Genomic DNA, 16,913 nt, shown 5'->3' on the forward strand with positions numbered 1-16,913 from the left:
TTGGTATTTGCCTCTTTCTCCCCTTTTTATAGGTCGCAGTAAAACTATGGCCTAATAACTCAAAGTTTACAGGCCTGCGGATGCCGCTCTTTGCCCGATTGATAGGCAGATCTAACTTGTTCTTTAAGAACAGGTAGACCTCATTTCCTATCTTTCTTGCTTCCGCCTTTGAATCAGCATAAACACTGAAATCATCGGCATAGCGGACAAACTTCAACCCTTTGGCTTTGAGATACTTATCCAACTTATCCAACAATATGTTGGAGAGCAATGGGCTAAGCGGGCTACCTTGTGGCATTCCTTTCCTGCGTCTGTGCAGCCTTCCATTGATCTGGATAGGTGCACGCAGCCATTTTCTGGGTGGTAGCCTTAAACCAAAGGGATAAGAAAGACTTTGTTAGAGTAGGCGAAAGCACCTACTTTTCAGGACTGTACGTAGACCACAGCAATACACTCCAGCTCACCAACCCTGGCTTAAAAGCCAAAAATATGATACCCTTCTGTGAATGCTGTACACACACTCTGAATGGAAAAGTGTTTGGCACAGAATAAGAAGCCTTACACTATTTTTTTGAGAGGCATGCAGTCCACTCCACCCCAATAATTCATCCATAGAAATCCGAAACAGCCACCACTAAACCCACTTACACAACCCTTATAACTCACTGATAACCATTTACATAAAACCAAAAAAGGCAATATAAACCCTCCGTTAGCTGACCTATGAACTATGCTAAAACTACTTCAATTGTTCTGGCCACGCTTATGGTTCTCTCAGCTTGCCAAAACAACCGATCTTCAAAACCTACCTATGTAATCGCGTACTCTTCGGCCGAATCCGGCAACGGAGAAATCTATCTGACCGATGCTGCCGGTCTGGCGAAAATTAAGCTCACCGATCATCCGGAAAATGATGGCTACCCGGCCTGGTCGCCCAGTGGTGAGCAAATTGCCCTATACGCCTACCACGACAACCGAACAACCTGGTCCATACACACCATAAACGCTGATGGCAGCAATAGAAAGCGGCTCACCCATACCAAGGGCATGTGGGACAGCTCCCCTAGCTGGTCGGCAGACGGCAAACAAATAGCTTTTGCCAGAGAGTATCCTGATGAGGCCGGAAATTGGCAGGAGGAAATATGGATAATGAACTCCGATGGCAACAACCAGCGTCAGGTCATGTTGCTTGAGGGTGGCGGGCCTTATTTTACACCCGACAATAAGCTATTGTTTCACTCCAAAACCGGGCAAAGCGAAATTTGTATGGCCAATGCAGACGGAAGCGATTTAACTCAGCTAACCAGCAATAAAGCCGAAGACTGGCATCCGGAACTTTCGCCAGATGGCCAACAGATTGCGTTTATGTCGGACAGAGATGGAAATCACGAGATCTATATAATGAACATAGACGGCTCCGACCAAAGACGCATCACCCGAAACCCCGCCCGCGATTCCAGCCCCTCATGGTCGGCCGATGGTTCTAAACTTATATTTGCCAGAGAGGATGCCAGTGGCAATTATCACACCTACATGGTGAATAAAGATGGCACCATGGAAAGGAAGCTCATAGACAATGCAGGAACCCCGGTATGGCTCAAACGATAAAAACATTCGCTATATTAAGCTTAATCAGCCCCTCATTTTGGCCTTACTCTAACCAGAAAAGTAATCACAAGGAAGAAGACCTGTTTTATGGTTTAACCACATTTCAACAATCTCTTTTCGGTAACTTACTTGAATTATTTAGGGCAAATAATATGGATTCAAAGCATCTTGAGGAGATAAAAAATACTAACTATACTCTTGTTGCTCAACCTGAGAACAATTTCTTCTCGAGATAAAAAGACCTCATGTACACGTAAAAGATGGAGCGACACAACAAAAAACCACATCCTCAAAATCAACAATAACCCAAAAACCTTAGATGTAGAGGTATTTTTCAAACTTCTTGCAACTCTTGCCTAAGAACTTGGGTTTATGAGCATAGTAAACCCACCCCAACCATGAGCGCTGTAGAGTTATTCGAAAAACAAAGAGCGGCCGGCTACAACCGGTTTGTTGAAACCTGGATCCCTAATTACAGATACTTTTTGAACCTCTTACCCAAATTATTGCTTCCGCTGAAGGAGCAAAAACTACTGGTGGTAGGTTGTGGCACCGGCAACGAAATTGAGCCTTTGGTTTCGGTTCATAAGAACTGGGATATTACAGGCATAGACCCTTCTCCGGAAATGATTGATCAGGCTCGCCAGAAGTTGCAGCCCTACTCCAACGTAAAGCTCATTGAGGGAGTAGTGCAAAACCTCAAAGACACCGAACGGTATGGTGCCTCCACCCTGCTGCTGGTACTGCACTTTCTAAAAGATGATGGTAGCAAGCTGGAGCTGTTGCAGCAAATTGCTCAACAGTTGACCCCGGGAGCTCCTTTAATTCTTTTAGACATTACTGGTGACAGTCAACAAATAGAAGGAAACCTAAACGTTTTGCGTGCCATGATTCCTGAAGATGTGACTACGGAAGAAATTGAGCTGCGAATCAACCGAATTGCCAACGAACTCCACCATGTTTCCGAACCGCGGCTAAGTGAGTTACTTGTTCAGGCAGGGTTTACCTCTCCGCTACGATTCTTTCAGTCGGCTATTTACATGGGCTGGCTGACCACCAAAGCCGGATAAGCTTTCGATTATCCGGGCCTTGATTTCGTATGGTGCAAACCGAAGTTATTTAAGCAATGGCCGGTGATTTTCGAGCAAAAATGTTCCGTCTTCCTCTTTGCCCACATCAATACCCCACCGCTCCGTCATAGGCGCTTCGAGGGCCTTCTGACGATATTCATCCGGGGTCATTATGGGAATGCTATAAATAATGGGGTAATAACGCTTGCAAGTTGGGCATACCATTAGCCCCTCCAGTACTTCGCCCGTTTCATCTTCATTGTATATATCTATGTGCAAATCGCTTTTATCAATAGGACAGCACAGTTTTTTAAGCATTGATTTTTGCATGGTTGCTAATTCTTTTTTGTTGCTTTCAATTCATGGAGTAACGCTCTGTAGACACCAATTTGTCCGGCAGGATCTTCCGTATTCATAATACCGGAAATAATGGCCACACCATCGAAGGGCAGTTGAGCAAGTTTTTTGAGGTTATCGGGCCGAATGCCCCCGGACAGGAAAATAGGCAGGAAACTAATGGATCGCGCCTTTAGTACCGTTTCCGGCCTCACTATCTCACAGCTGTCTACAGAAGCGGAAGGGAATAAAGCGCAAAAGCTCACATAATCTGCCCCTTCACTTTGCGCCCACCGTATTCTTTCCACATTGTTGCCCACCGTAAATCCTACCAGACGCCCCTTTAAAGCCTCTTTTATAGCAGGCCAATCTTGCGGTATGGTATCAAAATGCACTCCGGCTGCATTGCACTGCAGCGCAAGTTCCCAGTCTTCATTCATTAAGACAGGCGTACCGTACGGCTCGGCCATGTCTACAACCTCTATGGCCAATTGTATTTTGTCGCTATGCGTAAACTCCGGGGGCCAATGGTTCCATAGCTGCAACACATCGACACCCGCCCTGAGCGCTTCTTGAAGCTTGCTGAACAGCAGGTTGCCTTGCATGGCCGGATCGGCCACTAGATAAACACCCTCCAACCGCTTCATTTCCACCCGGCTTTAAGGGCTTTGAAAAAAGCTCCCCAATAAGGGTCTTTACCCTCTACATTAAACTCAGACTGCCTTCCGTCAGCCTCTGTTATTCGATAAACTCCCTGTTGCGGAGTAAACTTTCCCACCACTGCACACGGAATACCTTCCTGCTCGAGAGCTTTAATAAGTTGCGCTTCGCAGCCGGATTTAACCGCCATGGCCATAGCTCCCGCTCCAATGGAAAGTCTCGGGTCAATCTCAAACAACCGAGCCACTGCATCTACTTCAGGCTTTAGTGGCAAAGCCTCCCCCAACAGGTCTACACCACACTTGGATGCTCCGGCCATTTCGGCTATTGCCCCCAACACTCCCCCTTCCGTTACATCGTGCATGGCATGTAGCCCTTTTTGTATTCCCAGGGTTTGAGCGGCCAACCGCGCCTCTTTGAGCACCGAAAGATTCCAAAAATTTGATTCGGCCTGCTGCTGCGCCTCCGTGCCGCAATGCCGGCTCACACTTTCAGGAAAGGCCATGGCCAAAATGGCCGTAGAGGAAAGTGCCATGCTTTTGGTGAGTATAATGCTATCGCCAGGCTGCGCACCATTGCTGCTAAGAATCTGGTCGCGGGGAGCTGTAAGAAACATAGTTCCTCCTCCTGCTATGGTTGAGTTTTGTCCTTCAATTTGCCCGGTATGCCCCCCTGTAATGGCCACCCCCATTTGCTCGCAAAGCTCATGGATATGTCGCCAATAGTCCTGAAAGGCTGATAACCCCATGGCTGTAGGCAGGTTAAGGACAAACTGAGCGAACTGCGGAGCATGGCCGGTTGTACTCATATCGTTAGCCAGCAAGTGTACAGAAAGCCAGGCCGAGGCTTTTGCCCCCATGGAGGGTATCCACGATAGCGGATCGCTGGAGGTGGCCATAGCCAAACCATTACCCAAGTCTATTATTGCGGTATCTACACCAAACTGTGGCCCTTGAATAACTCGTTGGCTAGCCGCACCGGTATAAGGAAACAGTTCCGACTTGAAAACCTGTTCATCTACCTTTCCACTCTCATCTACGAATGCCGCCATCACACATCATTGAGTTGAACATGAAGACCAAAAAAGTCGCCATAAGGCTGGTGCCACTGCTGTACCGGAAACCACTTGGGCAGCCCGGTAGCTTGCCACTTTATGCTATAATCTCTGTCGAACAATGCTTCATCAATAAGCTCTTTAAGACTGGAAGGCGTGTAGAAATGAGCCGTAACATAGTAGTTGTTTCTGCCAAAAACCTGCTGCACACGCCTCCTCACAAGCTTGGGCGTGTTGCGGTTCATCATACCAAATACGATTCCGTACTTCCCTACCCTAACGGCTTCGCGAATTACTTTCACGGGGTCCTTGTAATACTCAAATGTGGTAACGAAGGCCAGGGCATCGAAACTATGATCTTTGAAGGGCATATGGTGCGAGTCGGCCAACACCAGGTCGCCATCAAAGAGATGCACCCCTTGCCCCAGCATAAATGGTGAAATATCTCCCCCTGTGGCCTCTATACCTATTTCTTTCCACCACCGGGTAAAACGGGTGGTACCACAGCCAAACTCAAGAAGGGTTTTCACCCTTGAATCGCTTTTTATCAGGTTTTCCAGAGTTTTCTTTTGCCACACCTCTTGCCTTTTATAAGGGCCTTCGTAGTACATTTCGTAATGATCGGTGTCATCGCGATTGAAGAACCACTCCTTACGCCCCTGCCAGTTGCGCAACTCACCAGTGGCTACATCGAATTTTTGCTTTTTTTCAATATTGCTCATTGATCAACAGTATTGTTGATCGGATGAATGCCTGAAAAACAGAAGGATAATGATAATGGACATCATTACAATTCCCTACGCTGGCATTATCCAGATCANNATCAACAGAATTACCCACGAGTGAGGTTGGATGAAGAAAAATGTTCATATTTTCACTGATTTTTAGCTTGATAGATTCGTATCCGATATGTGAAAAAAATATAGAATCGTTTTCTTCAGCATAAAAAATAAACTTTCCATCAGAATTAGATGTAGTCCCTGAATTGCTTGTAACGATATTCACATTGGAAACAGGAAGTTTGGTTTGGTTATCAATGATTAAACCGTTTATTTCAAAGGATTGGGAAAATAGAGATGAAATGCAAAAAAAGATGATGTATAATTTTTTCATAATTATTCCTACGCTGGCATTATCCAGATCAGGTTAGCGGGTATAATCTCAGCCGTGCCGAATTTCCGACACAACACCCCGGTTGTAACATTAACTAATGCAAAGGTATACAGCGGTAGCAGTTTGCAAAACGCTGCTCCTCTTTTCCGGAAAATATTTTATAACAGCCACACCCGGAGAGCTACATTGTATATGGCCAAGCCTGATTATCTTTAGCTCATGACTTTTAGCCTGCAACCCTCTTTGGCCAATGAAAAAGTGCGCCTGGAACCATTACTTCCTTCCGACTTTGACGCTCTTTATGCAGTAGCCTCCGACCCGGAGCTTTGGAAACAACACCCTAACCAAAACCGATGGCAGAAGCCGGTGTTCGAAAACTTTTTTAAGGGAGCCATAGAAAGCAAAGGGGCTTTTAAAATTATAGATAGCCAAACGGGTGATGTTATTGGAAGCACCAGACTATACGATTACAATGCGAAGCAGAACAGCATACTTATAGGCTATACCTTTTTTGCTAAAAACAGGTGGGGAAAGGGATATAACCATGCCACTAAAACCCTGATGCTGGACTACTTATTTGAACATATCAGCCGGGTCGATTTTCACATTGGTGCACAAAACTTTAGATCGCAATCTTCTATTGAAAAACTGGGGGCAAAAAAGATCGATGAACTTGAGGTAGCCTATTATGGTGAAGCGCCCAAACTGAACTTTGTGTACCGAATATTGCGCAACGACTGGCTCAAATAGAGAGAGAATTAACTCCTTAAAAATAGACTCCTGCTCAACGACCCCAAGCAGCTTACAAAACCTTCATTTGTAACTTAGCGCGATTAGTGTCGTAAATCTATTTAATTTTCTATATTTAATAGAAACATAGGTGCAACATGATTACTCAAGACAACTTGCAAAGCAGTACCCTGCTGGGACCCGGAAAGTCTTCAGGACCAACCCGGGAGGTTCAGCTTAGCTTGTTCATGATTCTTGTAGTTTTTGCCGTAGACCTTATCATTCCTCTTGGAGTAGCCGTGGGTATATTGTATGTCTGTTCAATAGCAGTCATATTAAGCCAAAAGCCTAAAACACTGCTTTATTTCTCTATACTCATCTCAATACTTATTTGGTTAATCCCCCTTATTACCTTCAACAACCAAACCACATGGATGGCCTTTGCAAACCGTGGCATTTCTACGCTGGCCATATGGGTTATGTACATTATTGGAATACGGCACTCTCGGTTAAATGCACAAGTACAAAAGCACAACCGGGAACTGGCCCACAAAAACAAAGAGCTGGAACAGTTTACCTATGTGGCCTCTCACGACCTGCAAGAACCACTGCGCACCGTTACTAACTTCACTAAAATTCTGGTTGAAGACTACGGCACCAAGCTAGACGATACCGGCAAAAAAAGCCTGAAATTCATTAGCGAGTCGGCTACCAGAATGCGACAACTGGTAAAGGACTTACTGGACTACAGCCGAATAGGTCAGGAAAGGCAGCTTACCATGGTAGACTGCCATAGTCTTCTGGTTCATATTCAGAAAGATCTTTCTTCGGTACTGGAATCTACCCACACCACCCTGGTTTTGGGTGAGCTGCCCGAGGTAAGAGGTTACCAAACAGAACTTCGGCTTCTATTTCAAAACCTCATTAGCAATGCTATTAAGTTCAGAAAAAAGGAGGTAGCCCCACAAATTCAAATTACTGCAAAAGAAGACAACGGATGGGTCTTTGCCATACAAGACAATGGTATTGGTATATCTAAAAAACACCAGGAAAAGATCTTCACCATTTTTCAACGTATTCATTCCAGAGAAGCTTATGAAGGCACCGGCATTGGCCTGGCCCATTGCCGCAAGATAGCTGAGGTGCACAAGGGCAGAATCTGGGTTGAATCTGAGCCTGACCAGGGCAGCACTTTCTATTTTTATTTACCAAAACTATGACCCATGAAGCCCATACTCAACTCTATTTTGCTCATCGATGACAGCGAATCTGACAACTTCTTTCATCAGCGCGTCATCAATCAAATAGGATGCACCAACCATATAGTAGCTGTTGAAAGTGGGCAGGCCGCTTTAGACTACCTCACCTCCAAAGTAGGCGGAGAGCATCCTCAGCCCGATCTTATCTTTCTGGACATTAACATGCCCGGCATGAACGGCTGGGAGTTTATTGAGGAGTATGACAAGCTGGACCCCAAGTACAAAGGCAATGTAATTGTAGTAATGCTCACCACCTCTCTAAACCCGGACGACAAACACAGGGCGGAGGATATTGAGAACATAAAAACCTTTATGAGCAAACCTCTAACCAAAGAAATGGCGAACAACCTGCTGCTAAAACATTTTAAAGACCGGCTTTAGTAGACTTTCAGTTACCTTTACAAGGCCTAAAGCATTAATTTATGGCAGGAGCAACTGCCAAAGCCACTGTTGTATGCAAGACTCCTTATTCCGGCACATCAATAGATTTGTGGGTATTTCTCAAGAAGAGTTCGTCCAGATCTTGGGCTACTTCGATCCCATAACTACAGAAAAGAAAGAGAATTTAACCCATTCAGGCCACCTCTGCGATCACCTCTTTTTTGTAGCAAAAGGATGTGTGCATGCCTTTTTTACCGATCGCCAAGGAGTAGAAAAGACCATTATGTTTGCCATTGAAGATTGGTGGATTACTGATTTTCTGGCCTTTCACCACCAGAAGAATACAGATCTAAGCATTCAGGCTATTGAACCCAGCGAATTATGGCATATCTCTTACGCCAACTACCAACAGCTCCTCCGGGCCCATCCTTTACTGGAAGTATATTTTCGCAACGTATACGAAATTGCCTACGGAGCCTCTGTAGTTCGCACCAAATATGTTTTCGACTATTCGAAGAAGGAAATATTTAATCACTTTAGAAGAGACTTTCCTGAGTTTGTCAATAGGGTGCCTCAGTATATGGTTGCCACTTACCTGGGCCTTACTCCGGAGTATTTAAGCAAAATAAGGGCGGAGAAGCTTTCTTAAACCAGTTCAAGTTTTTTGGTTCGCAGGGCCTATACATTTGCTCAAAACAAAAGCAAATGAACAAGAGAATTCAGATTGAAGAAGTTGAGCCAAAGAGCTATGAAGGCATGTTTGCCCTGGAGAACTATATAAAAAACTGTGGAATTGCCGGCAAAATAGTTCACCTGATTAAAATGCGGGCATCGCAAATTAACGGCTGCGCATTTTGCATAGACATGCACAGCAAAGAGGCTCTTAAAGATGGTGAAACTGCCAGGAGGCTTTTTCTCTTAAATGCCTGGCAAGAAACCACACTTTTTACACCGGAAGAGCGCATTGTGTTGAAAATTACCGAAGAGGTAACCTTAATACATAAAGGAGGCCTAAGCACAGAAACCTATAATGAAGCTGTCGCCACTCTTGGCGAAAACTACCTGGCTCAGGTAATTATGACTGTTGTGGCCATTAATGGCTGGAACAGAATAGCCGTTAGCACTCACAAACCCATCAATTGAGCACTATGAAAAAGACCAGCCTACTCATACTAACTATCTTTTGTGGCCTAATCAGTTGCCAGGATCACAAAAACCGGCCCTCTAAATCTTTCAACAATGAGTTACCCACCATAGGGCTACTCATTTTTGAAGGAGTACTAATGACAGAGGTCACCGCTCCAATGGATGTTTTTTCCAAACCCGATCAAGATGGCACACCGCTGTTCAATGTCGTCACCATTGCCCAAACTCCCGAACCGATAACCACCGAAGAGGGACTAACCATAATACCCGACTATACTTTTGCCACTGCGCCCTCTCTCAACGTGCTCTTTGTGCCCAGTGCCTACGATATGTGGTCTATGGTGCGCGACCAAACACTTCTGGAGTTTATAAGAGCCAAAAATGAAGAAACCACCTACACGGTAAGCAATTGTGCGGGAGCTCAGCTCATAGGAGCATCTGGCATTGCCAATGGAAAGAAAATAGTAACCTGGATTGGCGGAGGAGAACAATTACAGAAAGACTACCCCAATCTGCTGGTTCAGAACGACAGTCTTGTAACCTATATTGAAGATGGAAAATTTTCATCTTCAAACGGCAATCTGGCCACTTACGTGTCGTCTTTAGAACTTCTGGAAAAAATGACAACGCAAGAACACCGCCATTTTGTAGAGTCCTATTTATACCTAAACCGACTGAAAATGTGGGAGTAAGCAGAATTTGATATATTCGAATTCCATGGCCAAATTAGCAGCCAACATTTGGGTAGTGTGGCAGGGTCATCTACCTGAAAGACAGTGTATTTATTTTAAAGATTTTTTGATTCTTAGGTTTTAATATCAGAATCACTTCCCTATATTTGCAGTCCGAATTTTGAAAGCATAGAGAAATGGCTAAGAAAGGCAATAGAGTTCAGGTGATATTAGAGTGCACAGAGCACAAAGAAAGCGGCATGCCAGGAACATCTAGATACATCACCACCAAGAACAGAAAGAACACAACTGAAAGATTGGAGTTGAAGAAATACAATCCAATTTTGAAGAAACATACCGTTCACAAAGAAATTAAGTAATCATGGCTAAGAAAGTAGTTGCAACCCTAAAGAAAGAAGGTGGTGTAAAATACGCCAAAGTGATCAAAGCAGTAAAATCTCCTAAAACTGGTGCATATACCTTTAAAGAAGAGATGGTTACTGAAGATATGGTTAAATCTGTTTTAGCCGATAAATAAGAAATTGCATTTATCAATTATATTAAAGTCCCGTTAAGGGACTTTTTTGTTTACCATTCTTTTCGTCATTCTGAACCTGCCTTTGTCGGCAAACAAGCTAGTTTCAGAATCTTTGTATACGGGGGGATATATTCCGAAATAATTTCGGGAACGTACTTTAGCTATATAGGCTTATTTAAGATAACTTCATCAAACCTTACTGTTATGGCACTATTCGGTTTATTTTCTAAAGAGAAAAAAGAGAAGCTCGATCAGGGACTCGAAAAGACTAAAGAAAGCTTATTTAGTAAGCTCGGTCGTGCCGTAGCCGGAAAATCTAAGGTAGACGATGAAGTACTCGATGAGCTGGAAGAAATACTAATAACCAGCGATGTTGGTGTAGAAACTACCGTAAAGATTATTGAGCGCATTGAAGAACGAGTGGCACGAGACAAGTACATGAACACTACCGAGCTCGATCGCATTTTGCGCGAAGAAATTGCCGAACTGCTAGCCGAAAATAATACCCAGGATCTTGCCGACTTCAAACTACCTGAAGGCCACAAACCACATGTTATTTTGGTGGTAGGTGTGAATGGTGTGGGTAAAACAACCACCATTGGCAAACTAGCCGCCCAGTTTAAAAGCAAAGGCAAGTCGGTAGTACTCGGAGCAGCAGACACTTTTAGAGCGGCTGCGGTAGATCAGCTAAAACTTTGGGGAGAAAGAGTTGGAGTACCCGTGGTAGCACACGGCATGAACACCGACCCTAGCGCAGTAGCCTTCGATGCGGTTAAACAAGGTGTCGACACAGGGGCAGACTTAGTTATTGTAGATACTGCCGGTAGACTTCATACCAAAGTGAACCTAATGAATGAACTCTCCAAGATTAAGAGAGTAATGCAAAAATTCATTCCGGAGGCACCTCATGAGATTCTATTGGTCCTCGATGGCTCTACCGGTCAAAATGCCTTTATTCAGGCCAAAGAATTTACCAAAGCCACCGAAGTTTCTGCTTTGGCCATTACCAAGCTCGATGGAACCGCCAAAGGCGGAGTAGTGATTGGTATCTCAGACCAATTCAAAATCCCTGTGAAGTACATCGGAGTTGGTGAAAAAGTTGAAGACCTACAAGTTTTCAATAAGGCCGAGTTTGTCGATTCTTTATTTAAGAAGTAAAAGCCTCTACGATTGACCCTTAAGCTCAGACAGTACAGATTTTATATCGTACCTGAAAAGAGCTTCCTGTAGATTTGAGCCGCCATAGAGAAAGCCATTTTTCTCATCTATAGATAGATTCCAAATTTTATCAGGACAGGCTAGCTCTGCCTTTAGGTTTCCATCCCAATCAAAAACACGAATAGTAGTAGGGTGAAACTCAGCCCATTTTTCCACAGAAGTGTCATAATAAAGTGTAAATAGGAAGTCTTTCGTGACAGCCGTACTAAAATAGTAATCTTTGTATTGTCTAGGGACGGATTCTGAGGGTGTCACAATGTCTGAATAGTTATAAAGAGTATACCTTTCAGGGTCTCGGTAAGACGTAATAAGTTGTCCATCAATGTCGAAAATATCCAGTCGATCATAGTAATTCATTGCAACTGCAAAACGAGATTGGTCAGGCTTCATAGCCAGGGCTACTCTATTAAAAGTAGCTCCATTGCCCCATCGCTGTTCATCTAGTATGTTTTTCACCTCGGGATATTCACCATAAGTCTCAATCACCCCATTTTTGAACATCACCAAAGGAGCTTGATTTGTGTTTGGGTGATAACCGGGCTGATGGGCAACTAAGTCTAATGAATCCAAGACATAGAGTGCATTCATAAAATCATTCTCCGGGTCATGATTAAGGTGTCTTTCAATCACAGTTTCGCCCCTTTCCAGACTCTCAGTAATGTTAATTAGGCTCATTCTATATCGTGGGGGATCGTTTATCCAAATCAAATAATCTCCATTTCTTTCTACAAACTGCCCCCAGTAACTGACTCCATAAAATGTATTTGGTCCTTCTCTTCCCCGCTCACCTAATACACCTAAGAACTCAAGATCAGATGCATTATAAACGGTAAAAACCACCTTATCGGCTCTTTTTTGATCTTGTTTAACCAGCAAATATGGCCCAACTATGTAAGGAGCCAATCCTAATTCCTCTTCAAGAAACTGCTCGCTGACCAAAGTCTCTTTGACGACAATGGCCTCCTCTGTATCAGTATTTTCAGGAGACCTAGAGCAGCTAAAAGCTACAATGGATAGGGAAATGAGAAGAGTCTTGAGTGTGGATTTCATAAATATGTGATTATTGCTGAATTTATTAAAACCCTGAACGTTTACGTACAAATTACTGCTCTTTATCGGTCAACTCTCGCACTAGGTAATTTATATTCTATTGAATACCAGTCATTTATATCAATGGCACTTATCTTGTTAGTTATTGTGTGGATAGAAAACATTTGTACACTAACGAACAACCTATGAGTGCTATAGCCATACAAATTCCGCAAATCTCTGGCGAGCAAGACATTGAAGTGGAAGTAAAAATCAACGGTCAGAAACGCTCTTACAACTACAGGGTAGAAGTATTCTACTGGGCCGACTGTGACAACCCAAGCGATGACAGAGTAGACTGCATCCGTCAGATTCTTTCAAAATACGATTCTGAATGGGAGCTTTATCAGATTGGTCTTCCAACCGATGAGTTAGTACCAATTACTTTCAGAAAGAAGAGAGGGTAGTTTTAAGTTCAAAATTTCATGCCTCAGTGACCGAACTTTGAAGGTGAGGCCCAAAGCTTAAAACTTATCAATTCTTCTTACCTTTGCCCTCCAAATTCATTGATATTCATGAAGGTTAAAGGGCTGAAGAAAGATAAAGTCAACATTGTTACGCTGGGTTGCTCCAAAAACCTGGTCGATTCTGAAGTAATGCTGACCCAGTTGAGGGGCAATGGTATTAAAACCACTCATGAGTCTAAAAAAGACGATGCCAATATCGTAATCATCAATACCTGTGGGTTTATAGACAATGCCAAGCAAGAGTCTATAGACACCATTTTGCGGTATGTAGATGCTAAAGAAGAAGGTTTGGTAGAAAAGGTGTATGTCACCGGATGCCTCTCTCATCGGTACAAAGACGACCTGGAGAAAGAAATTCCTCAGGTAGACGCTTTTTTCGGCACCATGGAATTGCCCGCTCTGCTAAAGAAGTTCAAGGCTGACTATAAGCACGAACTGCTTGGCGATAGAATTACCACCACCTCTAAGCACTATGCCTATCTGAAAATCGCTGAGGGCTGCGATAGGCCCTGCTCTTTTTGCGCTATACCTTTAATGCGTGGTGGGCACAAGTCCAGGCCGATAGAAGAACTCGTTACCGAAGCTAAAAACCTGGCCAAAAATGGCACCAAGGAGCTTTTGCTCATTGCCCAAGATTCTACTTATTACGGCCTTGATCTTTACAAAAAGAGAAATCTGGCAGAACTAATGCAGCGACTCTCTGATGTGGAGGGTATTGATTGGATAAGGCTTCATTATGCATTCCCGACAGGCTTCCCTATGGACGTGCTGGATGTGATGGCCGAACGCCCGAACATTTGCAATTACCTGGACATTCCTCTTCAGCATGGCTCTACCAAAATGCTCAAATTAATGCGCAGAGGCACTACCCGCGAAAAAACGGAAGCCTTGCTGGCCGAAATGCGATCCAGAGTACCAGACATTGCCATAAGAACCACCCTTATTGCAGGGCACCCGGGAGAAACCGAAGAAGACTTTGCCGACATGGTAGACTTTGTAGAAAAATCAAGGTTCGACCGGCTGGGCATGTTCACTTATTCGCACGAAGAAAACACCCATGCCTTCTCAATGACCGATGATGTGCCTGACGAAGTGAAACAAGAAAGAGCCAATCACGTTATGCAGGTTCAGGAGCAAATTTCCTATGAAATAAACCAGGCTAAAATCGGGAAAACATTTAAAGTATTGATCGATAGAAAAGAAAGCGGAAGCTTTATTGGGAGAACCGAACACGACTCTCCCGAAGTTGACAATGAGGTTTATATAGACGCTAAAAAGCATTACCTGAGAGTTGGAGATTTTGCCCAGATTAAAATAACGGATGCCACTGAATTTGACCTTTATGGCGAACCGTTGCTGTAGTTATTGCACATTTTTAGAACTTGAAGCGTACTAAGACAGTTACCTTCAACATAAACCAATAGTATGAGCACTTTAACCGAGACTGACTGTCTGCTATCAACGATAGAATTTTCGAAGACCAACAGTTTTTCATCGTTTTTTTTAGACTACATCTCCAACAAAGAAGAGCTCAAACCTTTTCATAACGGCCTACCTTCTTTAGCCAATCTTAGACAGCAAATTGAAAAGAGGAACTTCCCTGTAGAACACCGCTCGGTGGTGTCTGCAGTACTCTTCGACCAATACGCTGATACTAAGACCTCTGAAATGACGCTAGCCAACATAAAGGCACTGGAAGACCAAAGAACCTTTACTATAACCACGGGCCATCAGCTCAATATTTTCACCGGGCCTCTGTACTTTATATACAAAATTGTTACCGTTATCAATGCCTGTCAAAGGCTAAAGCAAACCTACCCTGAATACAACTTTGTACCGGTATACTGGATGGCCTCCGAAGACCATGACTTTGAGGAAATATCGCACTTCAGACTCAATGGTAAAAAACTGGAATGGAAGACCAATCAGCAGGGAGCCGTTGGCCGATTTCACCTCAAGGAAATGAACAGCATCTTTGAACAGGTAATTGGCATGCCTCAGTTTTTTGTTGAAGCCTATCAGAAAAAAAATCTTGCGGCAGCCGTAAGGCATTATGTCAATGCGCTGTTTGGAGACAAAGGGCTTGTGATTGTAGATGCCGATGACCGACAGCTCAAGCACCTCTTTAAACCGGTAATAACTGCCGACCTTTTTGATCACAGCCCCCAAAAAGAAGCTCAACACACCACCGAACAACTAGAGAAAATCGGTTACTCTACCCAGGTATTCCCCAGGGAAATCAACTTGTTTTACCTAAAGGAGAATATCAGGGCACGGATAGTGAAGGCTGAAGGTGCCTATGAAGTGTTGGGCACAGACATTCGGTTCAGTGCTGATCAACTAGAAGACGAAGTAGAGAATCACCCGGAGCGGTTTAGCCCAAATGTGCTCCTCAGGCCTCTTTATCAGGAGTTTCTCCTCCCCAACCTGGCCTATGTAGGTGGCCCCAGTGAGCTTGTATATTGGCTTCAGCTAAAAAGTGTTTTCGATCGGTTCAACACTACCTTTCCGCTCTTAATGCCACGCAACTTCGCAGCCGTAATAGACAAAAACAGCTTGCGTAAGATTGAACAAGCTCAACTCAGCTGGGAAGACTTGTTCAAAGATGAGCACAGCCTTGTCAATGAAAAGGTAAGGGAGCAGACTACTTTTCAGCTCGATCTTGCCGAGCAAAAGCAAAAACTCAATCAGCTGTTCGATGATGCCCACCGGCAGGCCATTGCTATTGACCCTACGTTAGATAAAATGGTAAAAGGTCAGCACAGGCGAGCCGAAAAGACCCTTGAAAAGGTTGAACAAAAAATACTCAAGGCCGAAAGAAGAAACCAGGAAGTTCTGGTAAACCGAATATATGCCATCAAAGAAACATTGTTTCCGGGCGGAAGCCCCCAGGAACGAAAAGACAACTTCCTGAACTTCTACATGACCGACCCGGGCTTTATTGAAAAGTGTTTTGATGCTTTTGATCCCTTCGATTATCGCTTCCACCTTATTAAAGCCAATGAATAAACAGGTTTTGCGCAGTATGTTTCTGGAAAAAAGGCTTACGCTAAGGCCTACAGAATACGCTCTGCGCAATACCCTGATGATAGAAAACTGCAAGCAGTTTTTAACGGCCCATAGCGAGCTTAAGCATGTACACATTTTCGGTTCAATGCCTACCAAATTAGAACCCGATACTGCTCCGCTGATCGACTGGCTGCTCTTGGAGCAGAAGCAGGTCTATAGCAGCAAAACTCATTGGAAGAAAAGAAGCCTGAGCCATCACCCCATAAATCATTCGGCTGACTTCCGGCCAGACTCAAGGGGAATTCCTGAACCTACGAGCAGCCAAGAAGCACAGGCTACTTTGTTCGATTTGGTTTTTGTGCCATTGATAAGTTTCGATGAATCGGGCAATAGGATTGGCTATGGAGCCGGCTTGTACGATCGCTTCTTGGCCGAACTGAGGCCTGAATGTAAAAAGGTGGGATTAGCCATAACCCCACCTTTGAACACTATTCCTTATGCCGATACTCACGACATTCCCTTAAGTGCCTGTATTAATCACCTGGGCATCTATACCTTTTGAGCC

General features: G+C 44.1%; 23 protein-coding genes and 1 riboswitch. Of the genes, 16 read left to right on the forward strand and 7 right to left on the reverse strand.

Going from position 1 to position 16,913, the window contains the following annotated elements; translation table 11 throughout:
- On the reverse strand, positions 1 to 349 hold a 349-nt coding region (locus B3763_RS00695), incomplete at its 3' end, for a reverse transcriptase domain-containing protein (RefSeq protein ID WP_349676549.1).
- Between B3763_RS00695 and B3763_RS00700 the strand changes: the two genes are divergently transcribed.
- The 3 genes from B3763_RS00700 (at position 340) to B3763_RS00710 (ending at position 2,678) form a co-directional block, all read left to right on the forward strand.
- The gene (locus tag B3763_RS00700) at positions 340 to 552 is read left to right on the forward strand and encodes a hypothetical protein (RefSeq protein ID WP_286742564.1); all 213 of its coding nucleotides are present in this window, start codon (positions 340 to 342) and stop codon (positions 550 to 552) included. The genes B3763_RS00695 and B3763_RS00700 overlap by 10 nt on opposite strands.
- A 171-nt stretch (positions 553 to 723) precedes the next feature.
- Positions 724 to 1,608, forward strand: coding sequence for a TolB family protein (locus tag B3763_RS00705; protein WP_286742566.1), 885 nt, complete (start codon positions 724 to 726; stop codon positions 1,606 to 1,608).
- A gap of 398 nt (positions 1,609 to 2,006) precedes the next feature.
- Positions 2,007 to 2,678 carry a class I SAM-dependent methyltransferase gene (locus B3763_RS00710; protein WP_286742568.1) on the forward strand — a complete coding sequence of 224 codons (672 nt, stop codon included), beginning with the start codon at positions 2,007 to 2,009 and terminating at the stop codon, positions 2,676 to 2,678.
- A gap of 45 nt (positions 2,679 to 2,723) precedes the next feature.
- Here the strand turns inward: B3763_RS00710 and B3763_RS00715 are convergent, their stop codons facing one another.
- The 5 genes from B3763_RS00715 to B3763_RS19020 all read right to left on the reverse strand — a co-directional run bounded on the left by B3763_RS00715 (position 2,724) and on the right by B3763_RS19020 (position 5,841).
- Positions 2,724 to 2,996, reverse strand: a complete 273-nt coding sequence (locus tag B3763_RS00715; protein WP_286742570.1) for a Trm112 family protein — start codon at positions 2,994 to 2,996, stop codon at positions 2,724 to 2,726.
- A gap of 17 nt (positions 2,997 to 3,013) precedes the next feature.
- Positions 3,014 to 3,661 (reverse strand): thiamine phosphate synthase, encoded by a 648-nt coding sequence (locus B3763_RS00720; RefSeq protein ID WP_286742572.1) that lies wholly within the window; start codon positions 3,659 to 3,661, stop codon positions 3,014 to 3,016.
- Positions 3,658 to 4,725: an AIR synthase-related protein gene (locus B3763_RS00725; protein ID WP_286742575.1), complete on the reverse strand. Its 1,068-nt coding sequence runs from the start codon at positions 4,723 to 4,725 to the stop codon at positions 3,658 to 3,660. The genes B3763_RS00720 and B3763_RS00725 overlap by 4 nt, the downstream gene beginning before the upstream one ends.
- A complete protein-coding gene (locus B3763_RS00730; protein ID WP_189628238.1) occupies positions 4,725 to 5,450 on the reverse strand; it encodes a class I SAM-dependent methyltransferase in 726 nt (241 codons plus the stop codon). Before B3763_RS00730 ends, B3763_RS00725 begins: the two co-directional genes overlap by 1 nt.
- Positions 5,437 to 5,841, reverse strand: coding sequence for a carboxypeptidase-like regulatory domain-containing protein (locus B3763_RS19020; RefSeq protein WP_414707103.1), 405 nt, complete (start codon positions 5,839 to 5,841; stop codon positions 5,437 to 5,439). The genes B3763_RS00730 and B3763_RS19020 overlap by 14 nt, the downstream gene beginning before the upstream one ends.
- Positions 5,828 to 5,932, reverse strand: a riboswitch (TPP riboswitch). Its footprint overlaps the gene before it by 14 nt.
- A gap of 128 nt (positions 5,933 to 6,060) precedes the next feature.
- On the opposite strand from B3763_RS19020, the gene B3763_RS00735 reads away from it, so the two are divergent.
- The 9 genes from B3763_RS00735 (at position 6,061) to ftsY (ending at position 11,723) form a co-directional block, all read left to right on the forward strand.
- On the forward strand, positions 6,061 to 6,591 hold the full coding sequence (locus B3763_RS00735; protein ID WP_286742578.1) for a GNAT family N-acetyltransferase: 531 nt from the start codon (positions 6,061 to 6,063) through the stop codon (positions 6,589 to 6,591).
- 137 nt (positions 6,592 to 6,728) lie between these two features.
- Positions 6,729 to 7,790: a sensor histidine kinase gene (locus tag B3763_RS00740; RefSeq protein ID WP_286742580.1), complete on the forward strand. Its 1,062-nt coding sequence runs from the start codon at positions 6,729 to 6,731 to the stop codon at positions 7,788 to 7,790.
- Positions 7,791 to 7,793: 3 nt separating this feature from the next.
- Entirely contained in the window at positions 7,794 to 8,210 is a 417-nt protein-coding gene (locus B3763_RS00745; RefSeq protein WP_286742582.1) for a response regulator, read from the forward strand.
- A 73-nt stretch (positions 8,211 to 8,283) separates the two neighbouring features.
- On the forward strand, positions 8,284 to 8,859 hold the full coding sequence (locus B3763_RS00750; protein WP_286742584.1) for a Crp/Fnr family transcriptional regulator: 576 nt from the start codon (positions 8,284 to 8,286) through the stop codon (positions 8,857 to 8,859).
- 56 nt (positions 8,860 to 8,915) lie between these two features.
- Positions 8,916 to 9,353: a carboxymuconolactone decarboxylase family protein gene (locus tag B3763_RS00755; RefSeq protein WP_286742586.1), complete on the forward strand. Its 438-nt coding sequence runs from the start codon at positions 8,916 to 8,918 to the stop codon at positions 9,351 to 9,353.
- A gap of 5 nt (positions 9,354 to 9,358) precedes the next feature.
- The gene (locus tag B3763_RS00760) at positions 9,359 to 10,048 is read left to right on the forward strand and encodes a DJ-1/PfpI family protein (RefSeq protein WP_286742588.1); all 690 of its coding nucleotides are present in this window, start codon (positions 9,359 to 9,361) and stop codon (positions 10,046 to 10,048) included.
- A 176-nt stretch (positions 10,049 to 10,224) separates the two neighbouring features.
- On the forward strand, positions 10,225 to 10,407 hold the full coding sequence (gene rpmG, locus B3763_RS00765) for a 50S ribosomal protein L33 (protein ID WP_189628245.1): 183 nt from the start codon (positions 10,225 to 10,227) through the stop codon (positions 10,405 to 10,407).
- A gap of 2 nt (positions 10,408 to 10,409) precedes the next feature.
- A complete protein-coding gene (locus tag B3763_RS00770; RefSeq protein ID WP_084375596.1) occupies positions 10,410 to 10,565 on the forward strand; it encodes a DUF4295 domain-containing protein in 156 nt (51 codons plus the stop codon).
- Positions 10,566 to 10,769: 204 nt separating this feature from the next.
- Positions 10,770 to 11,723 carry a signal recognition particle-docking protein FtsY gene (gene ftsY, locus B3763_RS00775; RefSeq protein ID WP_286742594.1) on the forward strand — a complete coding sequence of 318 codons (954 nt, stop codon included), beginning with the start codon at positions 10,770 to 10,772 and terminating at the stop codon, positions 11,721 to 11,723.
- Between the two features lie 6 nt (positions 11,724 to 11,729).
- Here ftsY and B3763_RS00780 read toward each other — a convergent pair whose 3' ends face one another.
- On the reverse strand, positions 11,730 to 12,833 hold the full coding sequence (locus B3763_RS00780) for a BF3164 family lipoprotein (RefSeq protein ID WP_286742597.1): 1,104 nt from the start codon (positions 12,831 to 12,833) through the stop codon (positions 11,730 to 11,732).
- A gap of 185 nt (positions 12,834 to 13,018) precedes the next feature.
- Between B3763_RS00780 and B3763_RS00785 the strand changes: the two genes are divergently transcribed.
- The 4 genes from B3763_RS00785 (at position 13,019) to B3763_RS00800 (ending at position 16,910) form a co-directional block, all read left to right on the forward strand.
- Positions 13,019 to 13,279: a hypothetical protein gene (locus B3763_RS00785; RefSeq protein ID WP_286742600.1), complete on the forward strand. Its 261-nt coding sequence runs from the start codon at positions 13,019 to 13,021 to the stop codon at positions 13,277 to 13,279.
- Between the two features lie 108 nt (positions 13,280 to 13,387).
- The gene (gene rimO / locus B3763_RS00790) at positions 13,388 to 14,701 is read left to right on the forward strand and encodes a 30S ribosomal protein S12 methylthiotransferase RimO (protein ID WP_286742603.1); all 1,314 of its coding nucleotides are present in this window, start codon (positions 13,388 to 13,390) and stop codon (positions 14,699 to 14,701) included.
- 63 nt (positions 14,702 to 14,764) lie between these two features.
- Entirely contained in the window at positions 14,765 to 16,348 is a 1,584-nt protein-coding gene (gene bshC, locus B3763_RS00795) for a bacillithiol biosynthesis cysteine-adding enzyme BshC (protein WP_286742606.1), read from the forward strand.
- A complete protein-coding gene (locus B3763_RS00800) occupies positions 16,341 to 16,910 on the forward strand; it encodes a 5-formyltetrahydrofolate cyclo-ligase (RefSeq protein ID WP_286742608.1) in 570 nt (189 codons plus the stop codon). Before bshC ends, B3763_RS00800 begins: the two co-directional genes overlap by 8 nt.
- The last annotated feature ends 3 nt before the right edge of the window (positions 16,911 to 16,913 follow it).

Origin of the sequence: Roseivirga sp. UBA1976 (genome assembly GCF_002336325.1) — a bacterium.
GTDB lineage: Bacteria > Bacteroidota > Bacteroidia > Cytophagales > Cyclobacteriaceae > Roseivirga > Roseivirga thermotolerans.